This window comes from Pseudomonas sp. GW821-FHT09D08 (assembly GCF_059416305.1).
In genome coordinates this window covers 70,716-91,347 of sequence record NZ_JBWKOX010000017.1, presented here as the reverse complement: position 1 = coordinate 91,347, position 20,632 = coordinate 70,716, and the positions used below count along the sequence as shown (strand labels likewise).

19 protein-coding genes are annotated in these 20,632 nt (G+C 63.0%); 12 read left to right on the top strand and 7 right to left on the bottom strand.

The window, feature by feature from the left end; translation table 11 throughout:
- Positions 1–93: 93 nt before the first annotated feature.
- Positions 94–888, bottom strand: coding sequence for a nucleotidyltransferase domain-containing protein (locus tag AC07OP_RS23990; protein WP_495102732.1), 795 nt, complete (start codon positions 886–888; stop codon positions 94–96).
- The gene (locus AC07OP_RS23985; protein WP_027608492.1) at positions 885–1,364 is read right to left on the bottom strand and encodes a P-loop nucleotide/nucleoside kinase family protein; all 480 of its coding nucleotides are present in this window, start codon (positions 1,362–1,364) and stop codon (positions 885–887) included. The genes AC07OP_RS23990 and AC07OP_RS23985 overlap by 4 nt, the downstream gene beginning before the upstream one ends.
- 157 nt (positions 1,365–1,521) lie before the next feature.
- On the opposite strand from AC07OP_RS23985, the gene AC07OP_RS23980 reads away from it, so the two are divergent.
- From AC07OP_RS23980 to AC07OP_RS23965, 4 genes are all read left to right on the top strand, one after another.
- Positions 1,522–1,935, top strand: a complete 414-nt coding sequence (locus tag AC07OP_RS23980; RefSeq protein WP_092356949.1) for a DUF2231 domain-containing protein — start codon at positions 1,522–1,524, stop codon at positions 1,933–1,935.
- Positions 1,932–3,224: a PQQ-dependent sugar dehydrogenase gene (locus AC07OP_RS23975; protein WP_092356946.1), complete on the top strand. Its 1,293-nt coding sequence runs from the start codon at positions 1,932–1,934 to the stop codon at positions 3,222–3,224. The genes AC07OP_RS23980 and AC07OP_RS23975 overlap by 4 nt, the downstream gene beginning before the upstream one ends.
- Positions 3,225–3,462: 238 nt before the next feature.
- A complete protein-coding gene (locus AC07OP_RS23970) occupies positions 3,463–3,744 on the top strand; it encodes a hypothetical protein (protein ID WP_495102731.1) in 282 nt (93 codons plus the stop codon).
- 51 nt (positions 3,745–3,795) lie between these two features.
- Entirely contained in the window at positions 3,796–4,716 is a 921-nt protein-coding gene (locus AC07OP_RS23965) for a bifunctional helix-turn-helix transcriptional regulator/GNAT family N-acetyltransferase (RefSeq protein WP_495102730.1), read from the top strand.
- Positions 4,717–4,940: 224 nt separating this feature from the next.
- On the opposite strand, the gene AC07OP_RS23960 is transcribed toward AC07OP_RS23965, so the two are convergent.
- Positions 4,941–6,344: an MFS transporter gene (locus AC07OP_RS23960; RefSeq protein WP_065942081.1), complete on the bottom strand. Its 1,404-nt coding sequence runs from the start codon at positions 6,342–6,344 to the stop codon at positions 4,941–4,943.
- A gap of 154 nt (positions 6,345–6,498) precedes the next feature.
- Positions 6,499–7,020 (bottom strand): GNAT family N-acetyltransferase, encoded by a 522-nt coding sequence (locus AC07OP_RS23955; protein ID WP_092356931.1) that lies wholly within the window; start codon positions 7,018–7,020, stop codon positions 6,499–6,501.
- Between the two features lie 209 nt (positions 7,021–7,229).
- Here AC07OP_RS23955 and proP point away from each other — a divergent pair, with 209 nt between their 5' ends.
- From proP to AC07OP_RS23940, 3 genes are all read left to right on the top strand, one after another.
- Complete coding sequence (proP, locus tag AC07OP_RS23950; RefSeq protein WP_027608499.1) at positions 7,230–8,732, top strand: glycine betaine/L-proline transporter ProP; 1,503 nt, start codon at positions 7,230–7,232, stop codon at positions 8,730–8,732.
- A 52-nt stretch (positions 8,733–8,784) separates the two neighbouring features.
- Positions 8,785–9,291 (top strand): GAF domain-containing protein, encoded by a 507-nt coding sequence (locus AC07OP_RS23945; protein ID WP_027608500.1) that lies wholly within the window; start codon positions 8,785–8,787, stop codon positions 9,289–9,291.
- A 207-nt stretch (positions 9,292–9,498) separates the two neighbouring features.
- A complete protein-coding gene (locus tag AC07OP_RS23940; RefSeq protein WP_495102729.1) occupies positions 9,499–12,108 on the top strand; it encodes a bifunctional diguanylate cyclase/phosphodiesterase in 2,610 nt (869 codons plus the stop codon).
- On the opposite strand, the gene AC07OP_RS23935 is transcribed toward AC07OP_RS23940, so the two are convergent.
- A complete protein-coding gene (locus AC07OP_RS23935) occupies positions 12,065–12,886 on the bottom strand; it encodes an AraC family transcriptional regulator (RefSeq protein ID WP_065942075.1) in 822 nt (273 codons plus the stop codon). The two genes, AC07OP_RS23940 and AC07OP_RS23935, sit on opposite strands and share 44 nt — an antisense overlap.
- A gap of 97 nt (positions 12,887–12,983) precedes the next feature.
- Here AC07OP_RS23935 and AC07OP_RS23930 point away from each other — a divergent pair, with 97 nt between their 5' ends.
- Together AC07OP_RS23930 and AC07OP_RS23925 are read left to right on the top strand one after the other, a co-directional pair.
- A complete protein-coding gene (locus AC07OP_RS23930; RefSeq protein WP_315871735.1) occupies positions 12,984–14,195 on the top strand; it encodes an MFS transporter in 1,212 nt (403 codons plus the stop codon).
- Between the two features lie 110 nt (positions 14,196–14,305).
- Positions 14,306–15,469 (top strand): GGDEF domain-containing protein, encoded by a 1,164-nt coding sequence (locus AC07OP_RS23925; protein ID WP_495102728.1) that lies wholly within the window; start codon positions 14,306–14,308, stop codon positions 15,467–15,469.
- Here the strand turns inward: AC07OP_RS23925 and iolG are convergent.
- A complete protein-coding gene (gene iolG / locus AC07OP_RS23920) occupies positions 15,457–16,461 on the bottom strand; it encodes an inositol 2-dehydrogenase (protein WP_065942072.1) in 1,005 nt (334 codons plus the stop codon). The genes AC07OP_RS23925 and iolG overlap by 13 nt on opposite strands.
- Positions 16,462–16,496: 35 nt before the next feature.
- A complete protein-coding gene (locus AC07OP_RS23915) occupies positions 16,497–17,522 on the bottom strand; it encodes a LacI family DNA-binding transcriptional regulator (RefSeq protein ID WP_141155132.1) in 1,026 nt (341 codons plus the stop codon).
- 122 nt (positions 17,523–17,644) lie between these two features.
- Here AC07OP_RS23915 and AC07OP_RS23910 point away from each other — a divergent pair, with 122 nt between their 5' ends.
- The 3 genes from AC07OP_RS23910 to AC07OP_RS23900 are packed head-to-tail and all read left to right on the top strand — an operon-like array spanning position 17,645 to position 20,579.
- Entirely contained in the window at positions 17,645–18,487 is an 843-nt protein-coding gene (locus AC07OP_RS23910; protein ID WP_065942070.1) for an SDR family oxidoreductase, read from the top strand.
- Positions 18,487–19,620: a phytanoyl-CoA dioxygenase family protein gene (locus AC07OP_RS23905; RefSeq protein WP_495102727.1), complete on the top strand. Its 1,134-nt coding sequence runs from the start codon at positions 18,487–18,489 to the stop codon at positions 19,618–19,620. The genes AC07OP_RS23910 and AC07OP_RS23905 overlap by 1 nt, the downstream gene beginning before the upstream one ends.
- 35 nt (positions 19,621–19,655) lie before the next feature.
- On the top strand, positions 19,656–20,579 hold the full coding sequence (locus tag AC07OP_RS23900; protein ID WP_253490645.1) for a sugar ABC transporter substrate-binding protein: 924 nt from the start codon (positions 19,656–19,658) through the stop codon (positions 20,577–20,579).
- Positions 20,580–20,632 lie beyond the last annotated feature (53 nt).

The window sequence follows — 20,632 nt, the reverse complement described above, 5'->3', positions numbered from 1 at the left end:
TTCCATAGGCTTGACGTATGAAAGGTCAGGTTTAACGCTAATAAACCTATCATCTTTGGATAAGCCATATGGCGCAAGCACAGCCCCACATTTTTAATCCGCTACGTACGTAGGAAGGACGGTGGGTGAATCCATCCAATCCAGAAAAGCCCGAAGCCGCGCGGTGAAGTTTTCCATCGTGGCGCCAGGGTTCCTGGCCTCAAAGAGAAAGAACGCAAGGTGAGTGACCCGCTGCGGATACCCCCGGACGAACATCGCCACATGCTCTTCGAGGGTGCGGGGCCATGTCGACGCATCTTCCGAACGCAATACATGGGTGGACCTGATCAGCTTGCGTGAAGCCTCGCGCTGCAAGCGAAGTCGCTGCGTCTCGGTGTCGGCGCACGCGATGCGCGTGAGGTACGTGCTCAATACGGCGTGAAAATCACCATTTACCGCCAGCGCGATGTCACGGGATGGCCGAAACCGTTCGAAATGCACTGACAGATCATTGCCCCACAGGCAGCGGCACTGGTGTTTGAGCCAGAAGCCCCACCTGTTGCGGTTTTCCGCCGCCAGTACTTGCGCGCGGTGGCCGATATCGAAATCCACCTTGGTGACAAGGGGGTGCCGCTGCTCCAGCGCACGCCGGACTGCCTCCAGCCGGGCCAATAGCTCCGCGGTTGCCGGCTCGCGCAGCACCAGGGTGAGGTCGAGGTCGGAAACGCCGGGAGTGGCATCGCCCCTTGCGACACTGCCATAGAGATAGAGGCCGTCCAGGCCCAGGTCGTCCCTCGAGAGCGACGCGCAGACGTCCGCCAGCAACGGCTGGTATTCAAGCTGCACGGGGGTGTCGGGGACGGTGAGGATAAAACCGTCCGCGTCGATGCCCGCAGAAGGCGTACTCATGGGCGATGCACCTCGATCACCAGCCCTTCCGCCTCGCTCGGCACGCAGAAATGCCGGGTGATCAGGTCGAACTCGGCATCCGTCGCCGCGAAATCATGATCGCCCCGGGCATTGCGCGCATGCAGCCTTGCGCGGCAGGTGGCGTCATCCAGCTCGAGGTAATGCAGGCGGTGCGGCACCTTAGCGGCCTGCGCCAACCCCAGCAGCCATTCGCGATTGGCCAGGGTATTGGCGGGAAAATCCAGCACCACGTTGACGCCGGATTCAAGCAGGTTGATCACCAGCGGGCCCAACACCCCGCGAATACGCTGGGCACAGCGCAGGTAGTCGGCGATCGAGAGGATTTCACCGGGGTACAACTGGGCGAGCCAGGTGTCTTCGCTGAGCAGGATGGCGGCGTGCTCGGCCACCAGGGTCTTGGCCAGTGTCGACTTGCCCGAGGCGATCTTGCCGCACAGCAGGTGCAGGGTTGGCATGGGTACGGCTCCTTATGTGAAGCCTTGAGCATGCCAGCTTTCCGGCTGGTTCTTAATATTTCGACACGAATTATGCTGAACTATCTGACAGGTAAGGCGTTCATTTCCTATGCGCAGCCCCGACCAGGGGCGTTGTACAACAAGGAGCCGCCTTACCATGACAACCCTTCCCGCCTACCGATACATGCCGGGGCCGCTGCATGCGACCTTGCTGGCCGGCACCGTGCCGCTGTTTCTCGGGGCCTTGCTCAGCGACATTGCCTACACCCAGACCTACCAGATTCAATGGGCCAACTTTGCGTCCTGGTTGATTGCCGGTGCTCTGGTGTTCTGTGGGTTCGCGTTCCTGTTTGCGCTGGTCAACCTGCTTCGCGCCGAGCGCAAGGCGGGGCAACCCACGCGGTATGTCCTGCTGCTGTTAGCCACCTGGGTATTAGGGCTGGTCAATGCCTTTCAACATGCCAAGGATGCCTACGCCTCAATGCCTGCCGGGCTGATCATGTCGGCCGTCGTCTTGCTGCTGACACTGGCGGCCACCTGGACCGGCCTGCGCTCGGGAGGTGCCAAATGAAAACGCCCCACACACTGAGCGTATTGAGCGCCGCGCTGTTGCTGAGCGCCTGCGGCGGCGAAGGTGACAAGACCCAGGCCCGTGGCCCCGACCCCACGTTGCCGGAGCAACAAAGCAGCCTGTTGCCGAGCATGAAGATCGCCGAGCCCACCCCCTGGGGCGATCAGAAACCCAAGGTGCCCGACGGCTACAGCGTCACGGCCATCGCCACCGACCTGGCCATCCCGCGCCAGACCCTGGTGCTGCCCAACGGCGACATCCTCATCGCCGAAGGCCGAGGCGGCAGTGCGGCCAAGCTCAAGCCCAAGGATGTGATCGCCAGCGTGATCAAGGCCCAGGGCAATACCAAGGTCAAGGGCGGCAACCGCCTGACGCTGCTGCGCGATGCCGACGGTGACGGCACCTATGAGTTGAAGACGGTGTTCGCCGACAACCTCAACGCGCCCTACGGCCTGGCGTTTGCCGATGGCAAGCTCTACGTGGCCAACCAGGATGCGCTGGTGCGCTTCGACTACACCGATGGCCAGACCAAGGCCAGCGGCGCACCGGTGAAAGTCACCGACCTGCCGGCGCAGATCAACCATCACTGGACCAAGTCCCTGGCGGTGAGTGCCGATGGACGCCAGTTGTATGTGGGGATCGGCTCCAACAGCAACGTGACCGAACGTGGCATGGAAGTGGAAATCGACCGCGCCATGGTCTGGCAGATCGATGCAGCGACCGGCGCGCACAAACCATACGCCACCGGCCTGCGCAACCCGACGGCGCTGACCATCCAACCCGACTCCGGGCAACTGTGGACGGTGGTCAACGAGCGCGACGAACTCGGCCCCGACCTGGTGCCCGACTACCTGACCTCGGTGAAAGAAGGCGCGTTCTACGGCTGGCCCTACAGCTATTGGGGCCAGAACGTCGACCCGCGCGCGCAACCGCAGAACCCGGCCAAAGTCGCCGCCGCGATCAAGCCCGACTACAGCCTGGGCTCCCACGTGGCCGCACTCGGCGTGGACTTTTCCATCCCGGCCATGGGCGAGCAATTTGCCGACGGCGTATTCGTCGGCGAGCACGGCAGCTGGAACCGCGACAACCCGGTGGGCTACAAGGTGATCTTCGTGCCGTTCAGCAATGGCAAGCCATCGGGTGAGCCAATTGATTTCGCCACCGGCTTTCGCGGTGACGACGGCAAGACCCGTGGGCGCCCGGTGGGGGTGACGGTGGACCCGAAAGGCGCGCTGATCATCGCCGACGACCTGGCCAATACCGTGTGGCGGGTGACGCGCAAGCCATAGCGGCATATGACAGGGGCGGCGGCGCCCCTGTCAGCCTTCATCCTGCAATTGCACCTCCAGCCAGTCGAGCAACGCCATGACTTCAGCGCGAACGTCCTCTCCCTGCTGCCGATAAATCGATAGCGCCTGGGGCAAATGCACACTCTCGACACAGGGCCTTACCAGCGCCCCGCTGTCAATCAACCGGCTCCCATGGCGCCGACTGGCAGCCCCCCTGGCATGCCTCACGACGAGCCTCGTGCTGTCGAACATCAGCAGTTTTCATCAACCTGCATTGGATACACGCGCCTGGTTCGCGGGGCTGGTTTTTTCCCTGCGTGCGGTCGCCCTCTGGTTGTGGTTCAGCGTGATCAACCAACGGCAACTGACGCACCTCGCGGCGCAGGCAACCGGCCTCTGGACCGCACTGATGATGGGGGGCGCCGGTGTCGCAACGCTGTGCCTGCTGCCGACACTCGGCTTCGGCCTTTCCCAAGCGGGCCCGCTCTATGCCTTGGCCCGAGCAAAGCCATTGACATGATTGCCTAAAGCAACAATATAATTGCCTAAGGCAACCATTCGAGCATCCACCATGTCCACTCCCCTGCTTGTGGAACGCGCCGGCATCGTGCGCGGCTTCAATCGCTTCTACACCCACCAGATCGGCGTGCTGCAGGAACACCTGCTGCACAGCGACTATTCCCTGACTGAAATTCGGGTGATGTACGAGCTGTCCTCCCGTGGCGACCTCACCAGTGCCGACCTGTGCCAGATGCTCAGCCTCGACGCGGGTTACCTGAGCCGCCTGACCAGTGGCTTCGAGAAAAACGGCCTGATCCAGAAAGTCCGCTGCGCCACCGATGCGCGCGCGGTGCAATTGCACCTCACCGATCTCGGTCGCGCGGTCCTGGCGCCGCTGGAACAGCAGACCCAGGATGAAGTCATCGCCCTGCTCGAGAGCCTGCCCGAATCCCAGCAGCAGCAATTGACCGACGCCATGCAACGCATCCAGGCCCTGTTGCAAGGCAGCCCTTCGAGCTACCTGCTGCGCGATCCACGCCCCGGGGATATGGGCCTGGTGGTGCAGCAGCAAGCCGCGCTGTATGCCCGCGAATACCATTGGAACTGGGAGTTTGAAGCGCTGGTGGCGGAGATCGTCGCCAAGTACCTGCGCGAGTTCGACCCGGCGCGGGAGCGCTGCTGGATCGCGGAGAAGGATGGCGAGGTGGTGGGTTCGGTGTTCGTCGTGCGCCATGACGATACAACCGCCAAGCTGCGCATGCTCTACGTGGATGCGAGTGCGCGGGGCCTGGGCATAGGCCGGCGCCTGGTGGACGAATGCCTGCGCTTTGCCCGCGATGCCGGCTACACCCGCATGATGCTGTGGACCATGAGCGCCCTGACCGATGCGCGCAAGCTCTACCAGAAAGCCGGTTTCGAGTTGGTGGAAGAAGAGCCCACCTTGAGTTTCGGCAAACAGCTGGTCAGCCAGACCTGGGCGCGCGCGCTGTAGCAAAGGCGCTTGAAGGAATGGGTATCGACACAACGTTATGGGTGATTCGACGGACCTGTGGCGAGCGGGCTTGTCCCGCGTTGGGCTGCGCAGCAGCCCCTAAACCTGGCGCAGAGGCGTGTCTGATGCACCGCATTCGTCTTCATCAGGGGCGCTTCGCACCCCAACGCGGGCGGTGCGACGATTCGACAAGCCCGCTCACCACAGAGGTAGCGGGTCTGGGTTTACAGGTCAGTGATTTCCTTATGGCGCGGCACCAGGGTCTTCATCACGCTCCACGCCACCAGGTACGCCAGCGCACAGATCGCGAACATGATCATGTAGCCGGTGTGGATGTCATTGATGGACTTGTAGTAGTCGAACACCCAGCCGCCGATCTTGGTCATCACCACACCGCCGATGCCGCCGGCCATGCCGCCGATGCCGACCACCGAGGCCACGGTCTTCTGCGGGAACATGTCGGACACGGTGGTGAAGATGTTGCACGACCACGCCTGGTGCGCCGAGGCGCCGACGCCGATCAGCAATACCGGGACCCAGAAGCTGATGTAGCCCAACGGCTGCGCCAGCAACACCACCAACGGGAACAGCGCGATCACCAGCATGGCTTTCATGCGGCCGTCATAGGGGGCATCGCCACGGGCCATGAAGTAGCTGGGGAACCAGCCGCCGCCGATGCTGCCGACCATGGTCATGCTGTACAGCACGGCCAGCGGCATGACGATATCGGCGCCTTTCATGCCGTATTGCGCCGACAGGTAGGTGGGCAGCCAGAACAGGAAGAACCACCACACGCCATCGGTCATGAACTTGCCGAAGGCAAACGCCCAGGTCTGGCGGTAGGTGAGCAACTTGAACCACGAGACTTTTTTCTGTACCGCGCCTGCAACCGGCGGGATAGAGGGCTGCTGCGCCTGGTCGCTGCGGATATAGGCCAGCTCTTCGGCCGACAGGCGTTTTTGCTGCTCCGGCTTCTCATACACCGCCGCCCATACCGCCACCCACACAAAGCCCAGCATGCCGATGACCATAAAGGCCGCTTCCCAGCCCCACATCCCGGCGATCAGGGGCACACAGATCGGCGCCAGGATCGCGCCGACGTTGGCGCCGGAGTTGAAGATCCCGGTGGCCAGCGAGCGTTCTTTCTTGGGGAAATATTCGGCGGTGGCCTTGATCGCAATCGGGAAGTTACCCGCCTCGCCGATCGCCAGCACCGCCCGGGACAGCATGAAGCCGGCGATGGATACCGGGATCACTGCCAGGCCGAGCGCACCGCTGACCGCGGCGATGCCCTCGCCCATCGGCACCGAAAACGCATGCATGATGGCGCCGGTGGACCAGACCGCAATCGCGATCACATAGGCGGCCTTGGTGCCGATCTTGTCGACGAACCGCCCGGCGAACAGCATGGAGATCGCATACACAAACTGAAACACCGCCGCGATATTGGCGTAATCGGTGTTGCTCCAGCCAAATTGCGTCGACAACTGCGGCGCGAGCAGGCTGAGCACCTGGCGGTCGAGGTAGTTGACGGTGGTCGCGAAAAACAACATCGCGCAGATGGTCCAGCGATAGTTGCCTACAGCTTGGCCAACGCGCTGGGCGTTGATGGGCTCGATCAAGTTCATGGCATCACTTTTTATTTTTGTTAGGTAGGACATATGTAACGTCATATGTCGTCGTACAACTGTGGCTTTTATATCGGGCTACCTACCCGCTGTCAATCTGAAAGATTACGGCTTTTGCGGGCTATCTCACGGGTGTGAAAAGTGTCAGGCGCAGCTAGGTTGTAGGACGACAAATGCGCATGACCCGGCTCGGCGCCTTGCCGGGCACATCGTCGAGCACACCGAACGGCTGCATGCCGACCTTCTCCAGCACACGGATCGACGCCGCGTGATCGGGCCGCACCAGGCCGAACACTTCCGGCAGACGGAGGGTGTCAAACGCCAACGCCAGGGCATCGCGTGCCAGCTCAGTGGCGTAGCCCTGCCCCCAGGCTTCCACGGCAAAGCGGTAGCCCAGGTTGACGCGCGGTTGCGTGAGGTAGTTAAGCGGGGCGACTCCACCAAAGCCGATGATGAAGTCCGGCGCGTCAATACGGGCAACCGCCCACCAGCCATAGCCGTTGTCGGCCCACTGCTGGAGCCAGTGATCGAGCAGGCGTTGGGCCGCGGACAGGCTGGGCATGGGCCCGGAGGGATTGAAGAGATTGGTCAGCGGGTCACCGAAGATCGCGAATAATCGCTGCACATCCCCAAGCTGTGGCGGACGATAGACAAGGCGGGAAACGGTGGCAGGCATCGGGATAAGTCCTCTTTACAACTGTGGCGAACGGGTTTGCCCCAGGGTAGGTGCTCACCCCGAAAACCCAGGCAATTGCACGCAAATTGCACCCCAGGCAAAAAAACGCAAATAGCGGTGAATTATTTCATGTCCGCTTGTATCTGAACTGACAGAGCGGTGCCATTGCAACGATGGCACCTCCCCTGTTCTGTTTTAGAGTGGTCCGCATGAAATTACGTAAGAAAAGCGTCAAGCCCATCGGTTTGAAAGACATCACCATTGTTGACGACGCCAAGATGCGCAAGGCGATCACCGCCGCCGCACTGGGTAACGCCATGGAGTGGTTCGACTTTGGTGTCTACGGGTTTGTCGCCTATGTATTGGGCAAGGTGTTCTTCCCCGACGCCTCCCCCAGCGTACAAATGATCGCGGCACTGGCGACGTTCTCCGTGCCGTTCCTGATTCGTCCCCTGGGCGGCCTGTTCTTCGGCGCGCTGGGCGATAAATACGGACGCCAGAAAGTCCTCGCCGCGACCATTGTGATCATGTCGCTGAGCACCTTCGCCATCGGCCTGATCCCCGGGTATGCCTCCATCGGCATCTGGGCGCCGATCCTGCTGCTGCTGTGCAAAATGGCCCAGGGCTTCTCGGTGGGCGGTGAATACACCGGCGCCTCGATCTTCGTCGCCGAATATGCGCCGGACCGCAAGCGCGGTTTCCTCGGCAGTTGGCTGGACTTCGGCTCCATCGCCGGTTTCGTCCTCGGTGCCGGCGTCGTGGTGCTGATCTCCAGCGTGCTGGGCGAAGCCGACTTCGAGGCCTGGGGCTGGCGCCTGCCGTTCTTCCTGGCCCTGCCCCTGGGCATGATCGGCCTGTACCTGCGCCATGCGCTGGAAGAAACCCCGGCGTTCCAACAGCATGTCGACAAGCTCGAACAGGGTGACCGCGAAGGCCTGACCCATGGCCCGAAAGTGTCATTCAAGGAGATCGCCACCAAGCACTGGCGCAGCCTGCTGACTTGCATCGGCATCGTCGCGGCCACCAACGTGACGTACTACATGCTGCTCACGTACATGCCGAGCTACCTGTCCCATAACCTGCACTACTCCGAAAACAGCGGCGTGCTGATCATCATCGCGATCATGGTCGGCATGCTGTTCGTGCAGCCGTTCATCGGTTTTGTCAGCGACAAGATCGGCCGCAAGCCCTTCATCATCGCCGGCAGCATCGGCCTGCTGTTCCTGGCCATTCCGGCCTTCATGCTGATTACCAGCGGCAAGACCGGCCTGATCTTCGCCGGCTTGCTGATCCTGGCCGTCGTGCTTAACTTCTTCATCGGCGTCATGGCGTCCACGCTGCCGGCGATGTTCCCCACGCACCTGCGCTACAGTGCCTTGGCCAGTGCGTTCAACGTCTCCGTATTGATCGCCGGCGTCACCCCTACCGCGGTGGCCTGGCTGGTGGAAAGCACCAACGACCTGTACATGCCCGCCTACTACCTGATGGTGTTTGCGGTGGTCGGCCTGATCACCGGCCTGACCATGAAGGAAACCGCCAACAAACCCCTGCGCGGCGCCGCACCGGCTGCGTCGGACATGGAAGAAGCGAAGGAGTTGCTACAGGAGCATCACGACAATATCGAGCAGAAAATCGAAGACATCGACGCCGAGATTGCCGAACTGGAAGCCAAGCGCCAGAACCTGGTGCAGCAGCATCCGCGTATCAATTAAGACCTGACCAAGCGTGGTGGCAAGGGCCGCCACGCCAGTGGAGTGTTCAACCATGCTTCCAAGCTTCACCGCCGCACACGCGTTACTCAGCGCCGACGAACGCGCTGCCATCGCCGAAATCGAAGCCACCACCAGCATCCTGCAATTGGTCACCCGCCTGACGGGCATGCGCTTTGCCGGCATCGCCAAGTTCACTGACCTGGAATGGATTGTCTGTTCAGCGCACGACCCCTTCGACATGGGCATTCATGCCGATGACGTGCTCGACCTGGAAACCACCCTGTGCAGCGAGTTCTGCATCAACCCGCAGACCCTGTTCATCCCGCAGGTCAGCGCCAATGGCCGCTTTGCCACGCGCCCGGTGGTCAAGCAATACGCCATCGAGAGCTACGCCGGGGCGCCGATCTTCCTGCCGGATGGCCGCCTGTTCGGCGCACTGTGTGCGCTGGATTCCCGGGCGATGCTGTTTGACGACCCCAACCTGCCGGAAACCCTCAGCCTGTTTGCGCGGCTGATCGGCTGCATCTTCTACGCTAACTTGACGCCAGCGGATCGCTGACCGGCGCTTTGCCGCGCAGCATGGCCATATCGCCATGCTGGACACGCGGCACTCGCTCGACATCAAGCGCCGCGCCTCGTTGAGGCGCAGCCATTCCTGATACTGCAGCGGCCTCGGTTGACGCCAACACCGAAGCACTAAGCTTTTTACCCGCACCGCCGATAACCCGTCATACCAATGACTTGCAGCGACGTCCTGCGGGAAACCATGCCGAACTCTCTCGCCCCTATCGTCCGCACCTTGTCCGACCGCAGCAGCCTGTCGCTGGCGCGCACGTCGCTGTTCAATTTCGTGGCGTTGCTGGCCCTGGTCTTTGCCGCCGCTGCCTATTCCCTGGTTTACCTCGCGCACGAACTGGATCACTCCGAACAGCAGGAAAGCGCGTTTTATACGCGTAAAGCCGTGCAATCCCTGGAGAAGTCCCTGCGGGTGACCGTCAAGGACTACGCCTTCTGGAGCGATGCCTACAAGCACCTGCACATGACCGTGGACAGCGACTGGGCCTACGCGCGCGGCAACGTCGGCGCCACGCTGTATCAGGACTTCGGTTTCCAAGGCCTGTTTGTGGTCGATAACGACAATCGCACGGTCTACTCGGTGATCAAGGGCGAGCTGCAAAGCGTCGAGCTCTCGCAGTGGCTCGACCAGCCCTTGACCGAAATTATCGAGCAGGCGCGTGCCGGGGCTGAAAACGAAACACCGGTCACGGCGTTCATCAATGTACGCGGCAGCCCGGCACTGGTGGCCGCCGCCGCGATCACGCCCGGCACCGATCCCACGGTAGAGCCCGATGGCCGGCCGGCCTCGGTGTTGATTTTCGTCGACGTCCTCAACAGCGCCAAGTTGCACGCAATCGGCGATGAGTTCGGCGTGGGCAAGCTGCATGTGGCCACGCCCGATGACATCGGCCAGACCCTGGTTTTCCCCCTGGGCGACAACGGCGTCGCCGGCAGCCTGCACTGGGAACCGGCCCGGCCCGGCCTGCGCTTGATGGGCGTAGGCCTGCCGCTGCTGGGCCTGGCCGCGCTGCTGGTGTGCCTGATGACCTGGGTGATACTGCGCCGCACCACCGCCGCCGCCCTCGCCCTGGATGCCAGCCACACCTCCCTGCTGGACAGCCAGGCCGCCCTGGCCACCAGCGAGGCGCGCTTTCGCGACGTGGTGGAGGCCAGCTCGGACTGGGTCTGGGAAATCGATGTCGGCTGGCGTTTTACCTATCTGTCGGAGCGTTTCGAAAGCGTCACCGGCCTGACCCGGCAAGCCTGGCTCGGGGCGGCGATGAGCGACCTGCTGGACACCGAGGCCGACCTGCTGTCGCAGTGGCTGAGCACTCCGGGCCGGCGCGTGGACATCAGTGTGCAATGCCGCTATATCGATGCCCAGGGACAGGAGCGCACAACCCGGCTGTCGGCCCGGGAAATGCCCTGTGGCGGGTTTCGCGGGACGGCCACCGACGTCACCGAAGAAGTCGAAGCACGTCGGCGCATCGAGTACCTGTCTCAACACGACGCCCTGACCGGGCTGCCCAACCGCACGCGCCTGCAGGCATTCCTGGACGGCAAACTCAAGGCCCTGCCCAGCGCCGAGCAGCCGCTGGTGATGCTCAGCCTCGACCTGGACCGCTTCAAGCCGGTCAATGACCTGCTCGGCCACGCCGCCGGTGACCGGGTGCTCAATCAAGTGTCCGGCCGCCTGGCTGCTTGCGTGCGCCATGGTGACCTGGTGGCTCGCGTCGGCGGCGATGAGTTTGTGCTGATCCTCAGCGACGCCGGCAGCCAGGATGAAGTCGAAAGCCTGTGCCTGCGCTTGATCGAGTCCATCGAGCAGGCGATCAAAATCGACGAACAAGAGGTGTTTATCAGCGCCAGTATCGGCATTGCCCTGGCGCCCACCGATGCCCGCGATGCCACCGAACTGCTGCGCTACGCCGATATCGCGCTGTATGAGGCCAAGGCGGCCGGGCGCAATACCTGGCGCTTTTACTCCGGGGACATGAATACGCGGATCATCGAGCGGCGGCGCCTGGAGAGCGATCTGCGCTTTGCGATCAAGCACGCCGAACTGCGCCTGCACTTCCAGCCGCGCTATCGCATCGCCGATGGGCAGATGGTCGGGGCCGAAGCCCTGGTGCGCTGGCAGCACCCGGTACGCGGGCTGATCGCCCCGGACACCTTTATTCCGATTGCCGAAGAGTCGGGGTTGATCCTGGCGCTGAGTGACTGGGTACTGGCAACCGCGTGTGCATGCGCGGCGCAGTGGCCGGACACGCTGTTCGTCTCGGTGAACCTGTCACCCACCGAGTTCAAGCGCGGCAACCTGGTGGAGCGCGTGCGCCACGCCCTGGACGCTTCGGGTATCGACCCTGCGCGCCTTGAAGTGGAAATGACCGAAAGCGTCATGCTCGAGGACGCCGTCGGCGCACTTGAGGTGATGCGCACGCTCAAGCAACTGGGCATCCGCATTGCCATGGATGACTTCGGCACCGGCTATTCGTCCCTCAGCTACCTGCGGGCGTTCCCGTTCGATGGCCTGAAAATCGACCGCAGCTTCCTCACCCGACTGGAGGAAAGCGAGGATGACAAGGCGATTATCCAAGCCATTGTCGGCTTGGGCCGTGCCCTTGCCCTGACGGTCACGGCCGAAGGCATCGAAACCGCTGAGCACCTGGCCATGCTCAAAAGCGTGGCGTGTGAAGAAGGCCAGGGCTACTTCCTCAGCCGACCGCTGGATATCGACGCATTCAACGGCTTGCTGGACGACTACTGCGCCGACGTCAGCGGAAAAAATGACTCGGGGTCTTGCCAAACTGTTTCTTGAACATGCTGGTAAATGCGCTGGGGCTTTCGTAGCCCAGCTCCAGGGCCACGTCGATAATCTTCTGCCCCACCGCGATACGCTCCAATGCCAGCAGCAGCCGCGCCTGCTGGCGCCATTGGCCGAAGGTCATGCCGGTGTCCTTGCGGAACAGGCGCTGGATGGTTTTCTGGTCGAGGGCCAGGCGCTCGCTCCAATCCGCCACGGTGGAGGCATCGCCCGGGTCCTCCTGCCACGCCAGGCAGATCTGCTGGATCCGCAGATCGGCGGGCTGCGGCAGCGACAGCGGCAAGGCCGGCAACAGCGCCAGCTCGTCGAGGATCAGGTGCATGATCCGCGCATCGCGGGAGTCTTCGGCATAGGGCGGTTTCAAGCTCACGGAGGCCTTGATCAGCTCGCTGAGCAGCGGCGAAATACTCACCGCCTTGGTCTCGGTCGGCAGGTTGGGGAAACTGTCGGGGCGCACGAACACGCTGCGCATTTTCAGGGCGCCCACGCAACGCAGGGAGTGCACGTGCCCGCAGGGCATCCAGAAGCCGCGATTGGGCGGCACCGTCCATTGGTTGTGCGCCGAATGCACCACCATCACGCCTTCGGTGGCGTAGAGTAATTGATGCTTTTCGTGACTGTGGTCGGGGATCACCCAGTTTTCCGGATAATCGGTGGCCGAACTGATGACGGCCCAGTCGCCCTCATCGATTTCCTGCAAAAATTTATCCAGTGATTTGATCATTTCGCCCTTTTTACGATGGTTGCCTCCCGAATTACGCGAGACGGGCATTCCTGGCGAATCTAGCATAAGCTCTGAAACAAATTGAAATGGGCAGCCTGCTCAAGTACTCGCTGCCCCTGTTCGCTGCCTTGTATGGAATGCCTGCATGTCGACCCTGACCGCATCACCTGCCGCCACCTCGAGTCCGCCCCAAGTAAGCCCGTTAGTCCTGCGTATCCTCGGCGCCTGTGCCCTGGCGCACCTGATCAATGACCTGATCCAGGCCGTATTGCCGTCGATCTACCCGATGCTCAAGGCCAACTACGGCCTGACGTTTACCCAGGTCGGCCTGATCACCCTGACGTTCCAGCTGACCGCCTCGCTGCTGCAACCCTGGATCGGCTACCACACCGACCGGCATCCCAAGCCGTGGCTGCTGCCGGCGGGCATGGTCTGCACCCTGGTCGGCATCCTGATGCTGGCGTTTGTCGGCAGCTTCCCGGCGATCCTGCTGGCGGCAGCCCTGGTGGGCGTCGGCTCATCGACCTTCCACCCGGAAACCTCGCGCGTCGCCCGCCTGGCCTCCGGCGGGCGCTATGGCCTGGCGCAATCGACCTTCCAGGTCGGCGGCAACACCGGCAGCGCGTTGGGGCCGTTGCTCGCGGCGGCGATCATCATTCCTTACGGCCAAGGCAACATCGCCTGGTTCGGGCTGTTTGCCGTGTTCGCGATCCTGGTGCTGTACGGCTTGAGCCGCTGGTACCGCAACCACCTCAACCTGTTCAAGCTCAAGCAAGGCGGCAAGGCCACCCACGGCTTGTCCAAGGGCCGCGTGACGTTTGCCCTGGTGGTGCTGGCGGTGCTGGTGTTCTCCAAGTACTTCTACATGACCAGCCTGACTAGCTACTTCACGTTCTACCTGATTGAAAAATTCCACCTGTCGGTATCGAGTTCCCAGATGTACCTGTTCCTGTTCCTCGGTGCGGTGGCCGTGGGCACCTTCGCGGGCGGGCCGATCGGCGACCGGATCGGGCGTAAGAAAGTCATCTGGTTCTCGATCCTCGGTGCCGCGCCGTTCACCCTGGCCCTGCCCTACGTCGACCTGTTCTGGACCGCCGTGCTCAGCGTGGTGATCGGCTTTATCCTCGCCTCGGCGTTCTCGGCCATCGTGGTGTTTGCCCAGGAACTGGTGCCGGGCAATGTCGGCATGATCGCCGGGATCTTTTTCGGCCTGATGTTCGGCTTCAGCGGGATCGGCGCGGCCTTGCTCGGCCTGCTCGCCGACAGCCACGGCATCGAGTACGTCTACACACTGTGCTCGTTCCTGCCACTGGTGGGCATCCTGACGATACTGCTGCCGTCGACCAAAGGCGTCTAGACCGCCGATCATCGGATGGCTGTATGCCATTATCCTTTGGGCTCTGAAAAACCTGCGTGTGCGCTTACAATCCCCGGCTTCAACGCACACCCAGGCAGACCCAGCACGAAATGACGCTCGACCCTCCTACGATTTTGGCACTCACCGTTGCCCTGGCCGCTGCTGCTGCCCTGTACCTGGCCATAGAATGGCGCAGCGTACGCGAACCTTCGCTGCTGTTCTGGAGCGCCGGTTTCGCCACCATCACCGTCGGCTCCACCCTGGCCCTGCTGCGCATCAATGGCTACCTGCTCATCGGCATCTGGTTTGCCAACGGACTGCTGGTGGCCGCGCACTGCCTGTTCTTGCTCGGGGTCGCGCGCTTTACCCAGGTACGCCTGTCGCCGCGATGGTGGCTGCTGCTGGCCGTGTGGCTGGGCATGCTGATGCTCCCGACCGACCTGCCGTGGTCCAAAGCCATGTTGGGCGTGCAGTCGCTGCTGGTCGCACTGCCGACCCTGCGCGCCAGTTTCCTGCTACGGCCCCACGGCCGATCATTGAGCATCGGCGCGGTGCAACTGCGTTATGTGCTGCTGATCCACGGCATGTTCTACGTGGCCAAGGCGCTGTCGGTGGTGATCCCCGGCACCTTGATCGACCTTGCGGCGTTCAAGGGCGAGATCATCCAGGTGTCCCTGGTGGAAGGTGCCATGGCGATCATGCTGATTGCGCTGTCGATGACCGGCTCGGAACGCTACCGCCGCGAACAGCAGATCGCCCGCCTCGCCGCCCGCGACCCACTCACCGCCCTCTACAACCGCCGCGCCCTCGACCTGCGCGCGCCGCGCCTGCTGGCCCAGGTGTCGGCGCAACAACCGGGCGCCCTGCTGCTGATCGATATCGACAACTTCAAGTCGGTCAACGACCTCCACGGCCATACCGCCGGCGACCGTGTGCTGATCGCCTTGAGCGAGATGATTCGCGCCGTCGTGCCCCGAGGCGCGCTGGCCGCACGTTTGGGCGGTGATGAGTTTGTGATCCTGCTCAACCCGGCCTCGACCGAGCAGATCGTCGAACTGGGCAGCAGCCTGCGCGAGCAGTTCCAGCAACTGGCCGCACAAACCTTCGCCACGCCCGCGCCGGTGACCCTGAGCATCGGCGCCACCCTGTTCGACCAGCCGCCGGCCAGCCTGGCGGCGCTGATCGAACAGGGCGATACCACGCTGTATGAATCCAAGCGTGGCGGGCGGGACAGCATTCGGTTGGTGGATCGGACCGGGGCCTACAGGTCGTAACTCACCGCCACACACCTTCCCGTCCTCACCGACTCCAACGCACAATCGGCCAGATGCAGCGCATACAACCCGTCGCGCACACTGGTGGGCAGTGCCTGGCCGCTGTTCAGCGCATCGATAAACCGGGTCAGCTCATTGCGATAGGCATCGGCGTAACGCTCCAGGAAGAAATGCTGCAACGGTTCCAGCGCTTCGGTGTGGTCGGCGCTCCAGTGGCGCAGGGTGCTGGGGCGATGGTTGTCGGTGAGCAGCACGCCAAGGGCGCCGGAGACTTCCACGCGCTGGTCGTAACCGTACACCGCCTGGCGGCAACAGTTGATATGGCATTGCTTGCCGGAGGCGGTACGCAGCAGGACCATCACGCTGTCATAGTCGTCGATCTGTTCCAGGCTCGGGTCCACCAGGCGGCTGGCAATGGCGCTGACTTCCACCGGTTCCTCGCCGAGCAGGTGGCGGGCGGTGTCGAAGTCGTGGATGGTCATGTCGCGCAGGATGCCGCCGGAGTGTTCCAGGTAATCCCGCGGCGCCAGGCCTGGGTCGCGGCTGGTGATGATCACCTGGCGCACCGCGCCGATCTGGCCGGCATCCAGGGCCTGGCGCAGGCGCAGCATGTCGGGGTCGAAGCGGCGATTGAAGCCAAGCATCACCTTGCCGCCCTGGCGTTCCACGGCCTGGGCGGCGCTGCGGGCCTTGGCGATGTCGAGGTCGATGGGCTTCTCGCAGAGTACCGCCTTGCCCTCGGCGACGGCGGCCAACAGCAGGTCGATATGGGTGTCGGTGGGGGTGCCGATGACCACGGCGTCGATGTCTTTGCGCGTGAGGACCGCGGCACAATCGTAGGCCGCCTCGCAGCCCAGTTGGCGGCTGAGGGCATCGACGCCTTCGCGCCAGGGGTCGGCCACCAGCACCAGCGTGGCATTCGGGTGGGCGGCGACGTTGGCGGCGTGGATCCTGGCGATGCGCCCGGCACCTAGAACAGCGATACGTAGCATGGTTGAACTCCTGATGTTGTTGTTGGAGGGAGTACTCAGTCCGGCAGGTTGAACGGGGTGACGATCTGCACCTGTGACGGCGCAATCGGCCCGGCCTTCCACAACCGGTGGTAATGCAGGATGTGCAGGAACACGTGGCGGGCATCGATCTGCAGGTTGTGGTCGATGATCGCGGCGATTTTTTCGTCCAGCAGCAGTTGGCGGTTTTCTTCGTCGAGGTCGTGGCCGATAAACACCTCCAGCGGGCGACCCAGGGCGGCGAAGGCGTCGACAATCGCACGGTTGCCGCCGCCGACGCTGTACACCGCCTTGAGGCCGGGATGCTGTTGCAGCGCCTGGGTGACCCGCTCGAAGGTGCGCGGGTACACGCCATAGCCGCCGCTGACGTCCAGCACTCGCAGGTGGGGGGCTCGCCCGCGCAGCCAGGCGCGAAAGCCCATCTCGCGCTCTTCTTCGCCACGGAACAACTCGCTGCCGATCACCACCGCCACGTCCTGGGGCTGCGCCGGCAGCCAGCGCGACATCAGGTAGGCGGCGGTCTGGCCGGCGGTGCGGTTGTCCATGCCGACGTAGCCGATGCGTTCGCTTTGCGGCAGGTCCGTCACCAGGGTCACCACCGGGATGCCCGCTGCGATCAGGTGCTTGACGGCCTGGTTCACCGCCGGTTCGTCGGCGGCCTTGAGCACCACGCCCTGGCTGCCGGTGTCGAGGCAGCGCAGCAACTGATCGTGCATGGCCTGGGGCTCGATTTCTTCGAACAGGTGAAAACGCGGGGCGATGCGAAACGGCGCCAGGCTGGCCAGTTGTGCGGTGATCGCCGCCTGCACCGCGGCGCTGAAACGCTGAGGGGTGTGCATGATCACGTCGACATGGAAGGTGCGCCCTACCGCCAGGCCGTTTTTCTCCTGGGACTCCAGTTCATCCAGCGCCTGCTCGATACGTCGGCGAGTCTGGGCGTGCACGCTGCCGCGCTGGTGCAGCACGCGGTCGACCGTGGCCTTGCTTACGCCCGCCTGGGTCGCGAGCTGCTTGATGGAGAAGTGTTTGGCGCGTTCGAGCATGGGTTTCGCCTGAGGTGTTTATGAGGTCTTTTTTAGGTATTACTGAGGTTTTGCAATGCTAGTCTCAGTTTTGTCCGGCGTCGAGCCGGGCAATCAAAACAACAACAATCCAGGAGAACCCTATGCCTCAAGCCGACCTCGCCAGTACCTTCAACGGCCAATATTTTGTCGTCACCGGCAGCACCCAGGGCCTGGGCGCCGCCGTGGCCCACACCCTGGCGCGACGCGGCGCCGCCGGGCTGATCATTTGCGGGCGGCGCCGCGCCCAGGGCGAAGAACAGGTGCGACAGTTGGCGCAGCTGGATTGCCAGGCGTTTTTTGTCGAGGCCGACCTTGAACAGGTCGAGGATTGCCGCGCGATCATCGACGCCGCGCGCACCCACTTCGGCACCTTGCATGGCCTGGTGAACTGCGCCGGGATGTCGGACCGCGGCACCATTGTCGACACCTCGCCGGAGCTGTTCGATCGGCTGATGGCGGTGAATGTGCGGGCGCCGTTTTTCCTGATGCAGGACGCGTTGAAATTGATGATCAGCCAGGGCGTGGAAGGCGCCGTGGTGAATATCCAGAGCATCACCGGGCATGGCGGGCAATCGTTCCTCAGTGCCTATGCGGCGTCCAAGGGGGCGCTGGCGATCCTGACCAGGAACGTGGCGTTCAGTGCGCTGCGCAACCGGATCCGCGTCAACGGCCTGAACATCGGCTGGATGGACACGCCCCATGAGGATCAGATCCAGCGCCAGTACCACGGCGCCCAGGACGGTTGGCTGGCTGAGGCGGAACGCGCGCAGCCGTTCGGTCGCCTGCTCAAGCCCGAAGAGGTGGCGCAAAGCGTGGCGTTCCTGCTGTCGCGCGAGTCGGGGATGATGACCGGCGCGGTGATCGACCTGGAACAAGGCGTGGTCGGCTGCACCGACAGCGGCAGCCCGCAGCCCTTCAAGGCCCTGAGCCTGGGAGGTGAGTAATGTCGGCATTCGTGACACTGCAGGATGTACGCATTGAGGATTTCAAGCAGATTTGCGCGCAACAGGCGCGTGCCGAGGACTATCCCCTGGCTGCGGAAGTGCTCGGCAACGTGCCGGTCTATCAGGCCCGCACCTTGCGCAACAGCGACCGCCACACGGTGATGAATGAACTGCACCGGTTGTTTCGCGATGGACCGGGCGTGATGGTGGTGCGCCGCGCCTATGAGGACCTGGAAGTGGTGGATCGCCACAGCCAGGTGTTCGAGGCGATCTTTGCCCAGGAGGCCGCCCAAGGCGTGGCCGCCGACCATTTTGCCAAGGCCGGCAGTAACGGGCGTATCTGGAATTCATTGCAGAAGGCCGCGCTGCAGTCGCCGCAATCCTTTGTGGAGTATTACGCCAACCCGCTGCTGGGGCTGATCGCCGAGGCATGGCTGGGCCCGAGCTTTCAGGTGACGGCGCAAGTGAACGTGGTGCACCCCGGCGGCCAGGCGCAACAGCCACACCGCGACTATCACCTGGGCTTCCAGACCACCGAGGTGGTGGAACGCTTTCCGCTGCCCTTGCATGTGCTGTCCCAGTACCTGACGTTGCAGGGCGCCGTGGCCCACTCGGCGATGCCGCTGGAAAGCGGCCCCACCCAGCTGCTGCCGTTTTCCCAGCAATACGCCCTGGGTTACCTGGCCTGGCGGCGCCCCGAATTTATCGAGCACTTCCAGCAACACGCCGTGCAACTGCCACTGGACAAGGGCGACCTGCTGTTCTTCAACCCGGCGCTGTTCCACGCCGCCGGCACCAACCGCACGGCCGGCCACCAGCGCATGGCCAACCTGCTGCAAATCTCCTCGGCCTTCGGCAAGCCCATGGAAGCCCTCAACCGCGACCGCATGATGCTGGCGGTGTACCCGGCCCTGCTGGCCAACACGGCCCTGGATGCCCAGGCAATTGCAGCGGTGGTGGCCTGCACCGCCGACGGCTATGCCTTCCCCACCAACCTCGACACCGACCCACCTTTGCAGGGCCTGGCCCCGCAAACCGGGCAACAACTCATGCTGCAAGCCCTCGACGAACGCTGGGCGTATGAGGACTTCGCTGCGGCCGTGACGCAACTGCGGGCCAAGCGCCAGGCGTGATGCTTTAACAACAACAAAAACAACGGAGCATAACCATGAAGAAGCAACTCCTTGCGGCACTCTTGACCCTCGCCATCACCCCCTGGGCGCTGGCCGATATACGGATCGGCGTGAGCATCGCCCAGGTCGACGACGTGTTTCTCGCGCAAATGCGTGACTACATGGCCGCCCACGCCAAGGAACTGCCCGGCGTGACCCTGCAATTCGAAGACGCCCAGGGCGACGTGGTGCGCCAGCTTAACCAGGTGCAGAACTTCACCGCCCAGGGCATGGACGCGATCATCGTCAACGCCGTAGACACCGCCGCCACCCAGAAAATGACGGTCAATGCCCAACAGGCCAGGATCCCGCTGGTGTACGTCAACCGCCGCCCCGAGTTCAAGGAAGTACCGCCGGGGGTTGGGTATGTCGGCTCGGATGAGATCAAGGCCGGTGAAATCCAGATGCGCTACCTGGCCGAGAAAATGGGCGGCAAAGGCAACCTGGCGATCATGCTCGGCCTGCTCTCCAACAACGCCACCCATAACCGCACGCAGGGGGTCAAGAACGTGCTCAAGGACTATCCGGGTATCAAGATCGTCGAGGAGCAGAGTGCCGAATGGCAGCGCAGCAAGGCGATTGACCTGATGAACAACTGGATCGTGTCCGGGCGCAAAATCGACGCCGTGGCGGCGAATGCCGATGAAATGGCGATTGGCGCGGCCATGGCGATCAGCCAGGCCGGCATGCAACCGGGCAAGGATATTCTGGTGGCCGGCAGCGATGGCGGCGCGGCCGGGCTGGATGCGGTGAAGAAAGGCCAGTTGCTGGTGACGGCGTATCAGGACAACAAAGGGCAGGCCGTGGGCTCCATTGACCTGGCGGTGAAGATGGTCAAGAAACAGCCGTATGACGCCGAGCTGACCATTCCTTACCAGCAGATCACCAAGGACAACTACCAGGCATTCCTCAACCCATAAACGGTTGTCCTAATGCCAGTCAGTGAATCACCTTCGTTTAACTGAACGACGTT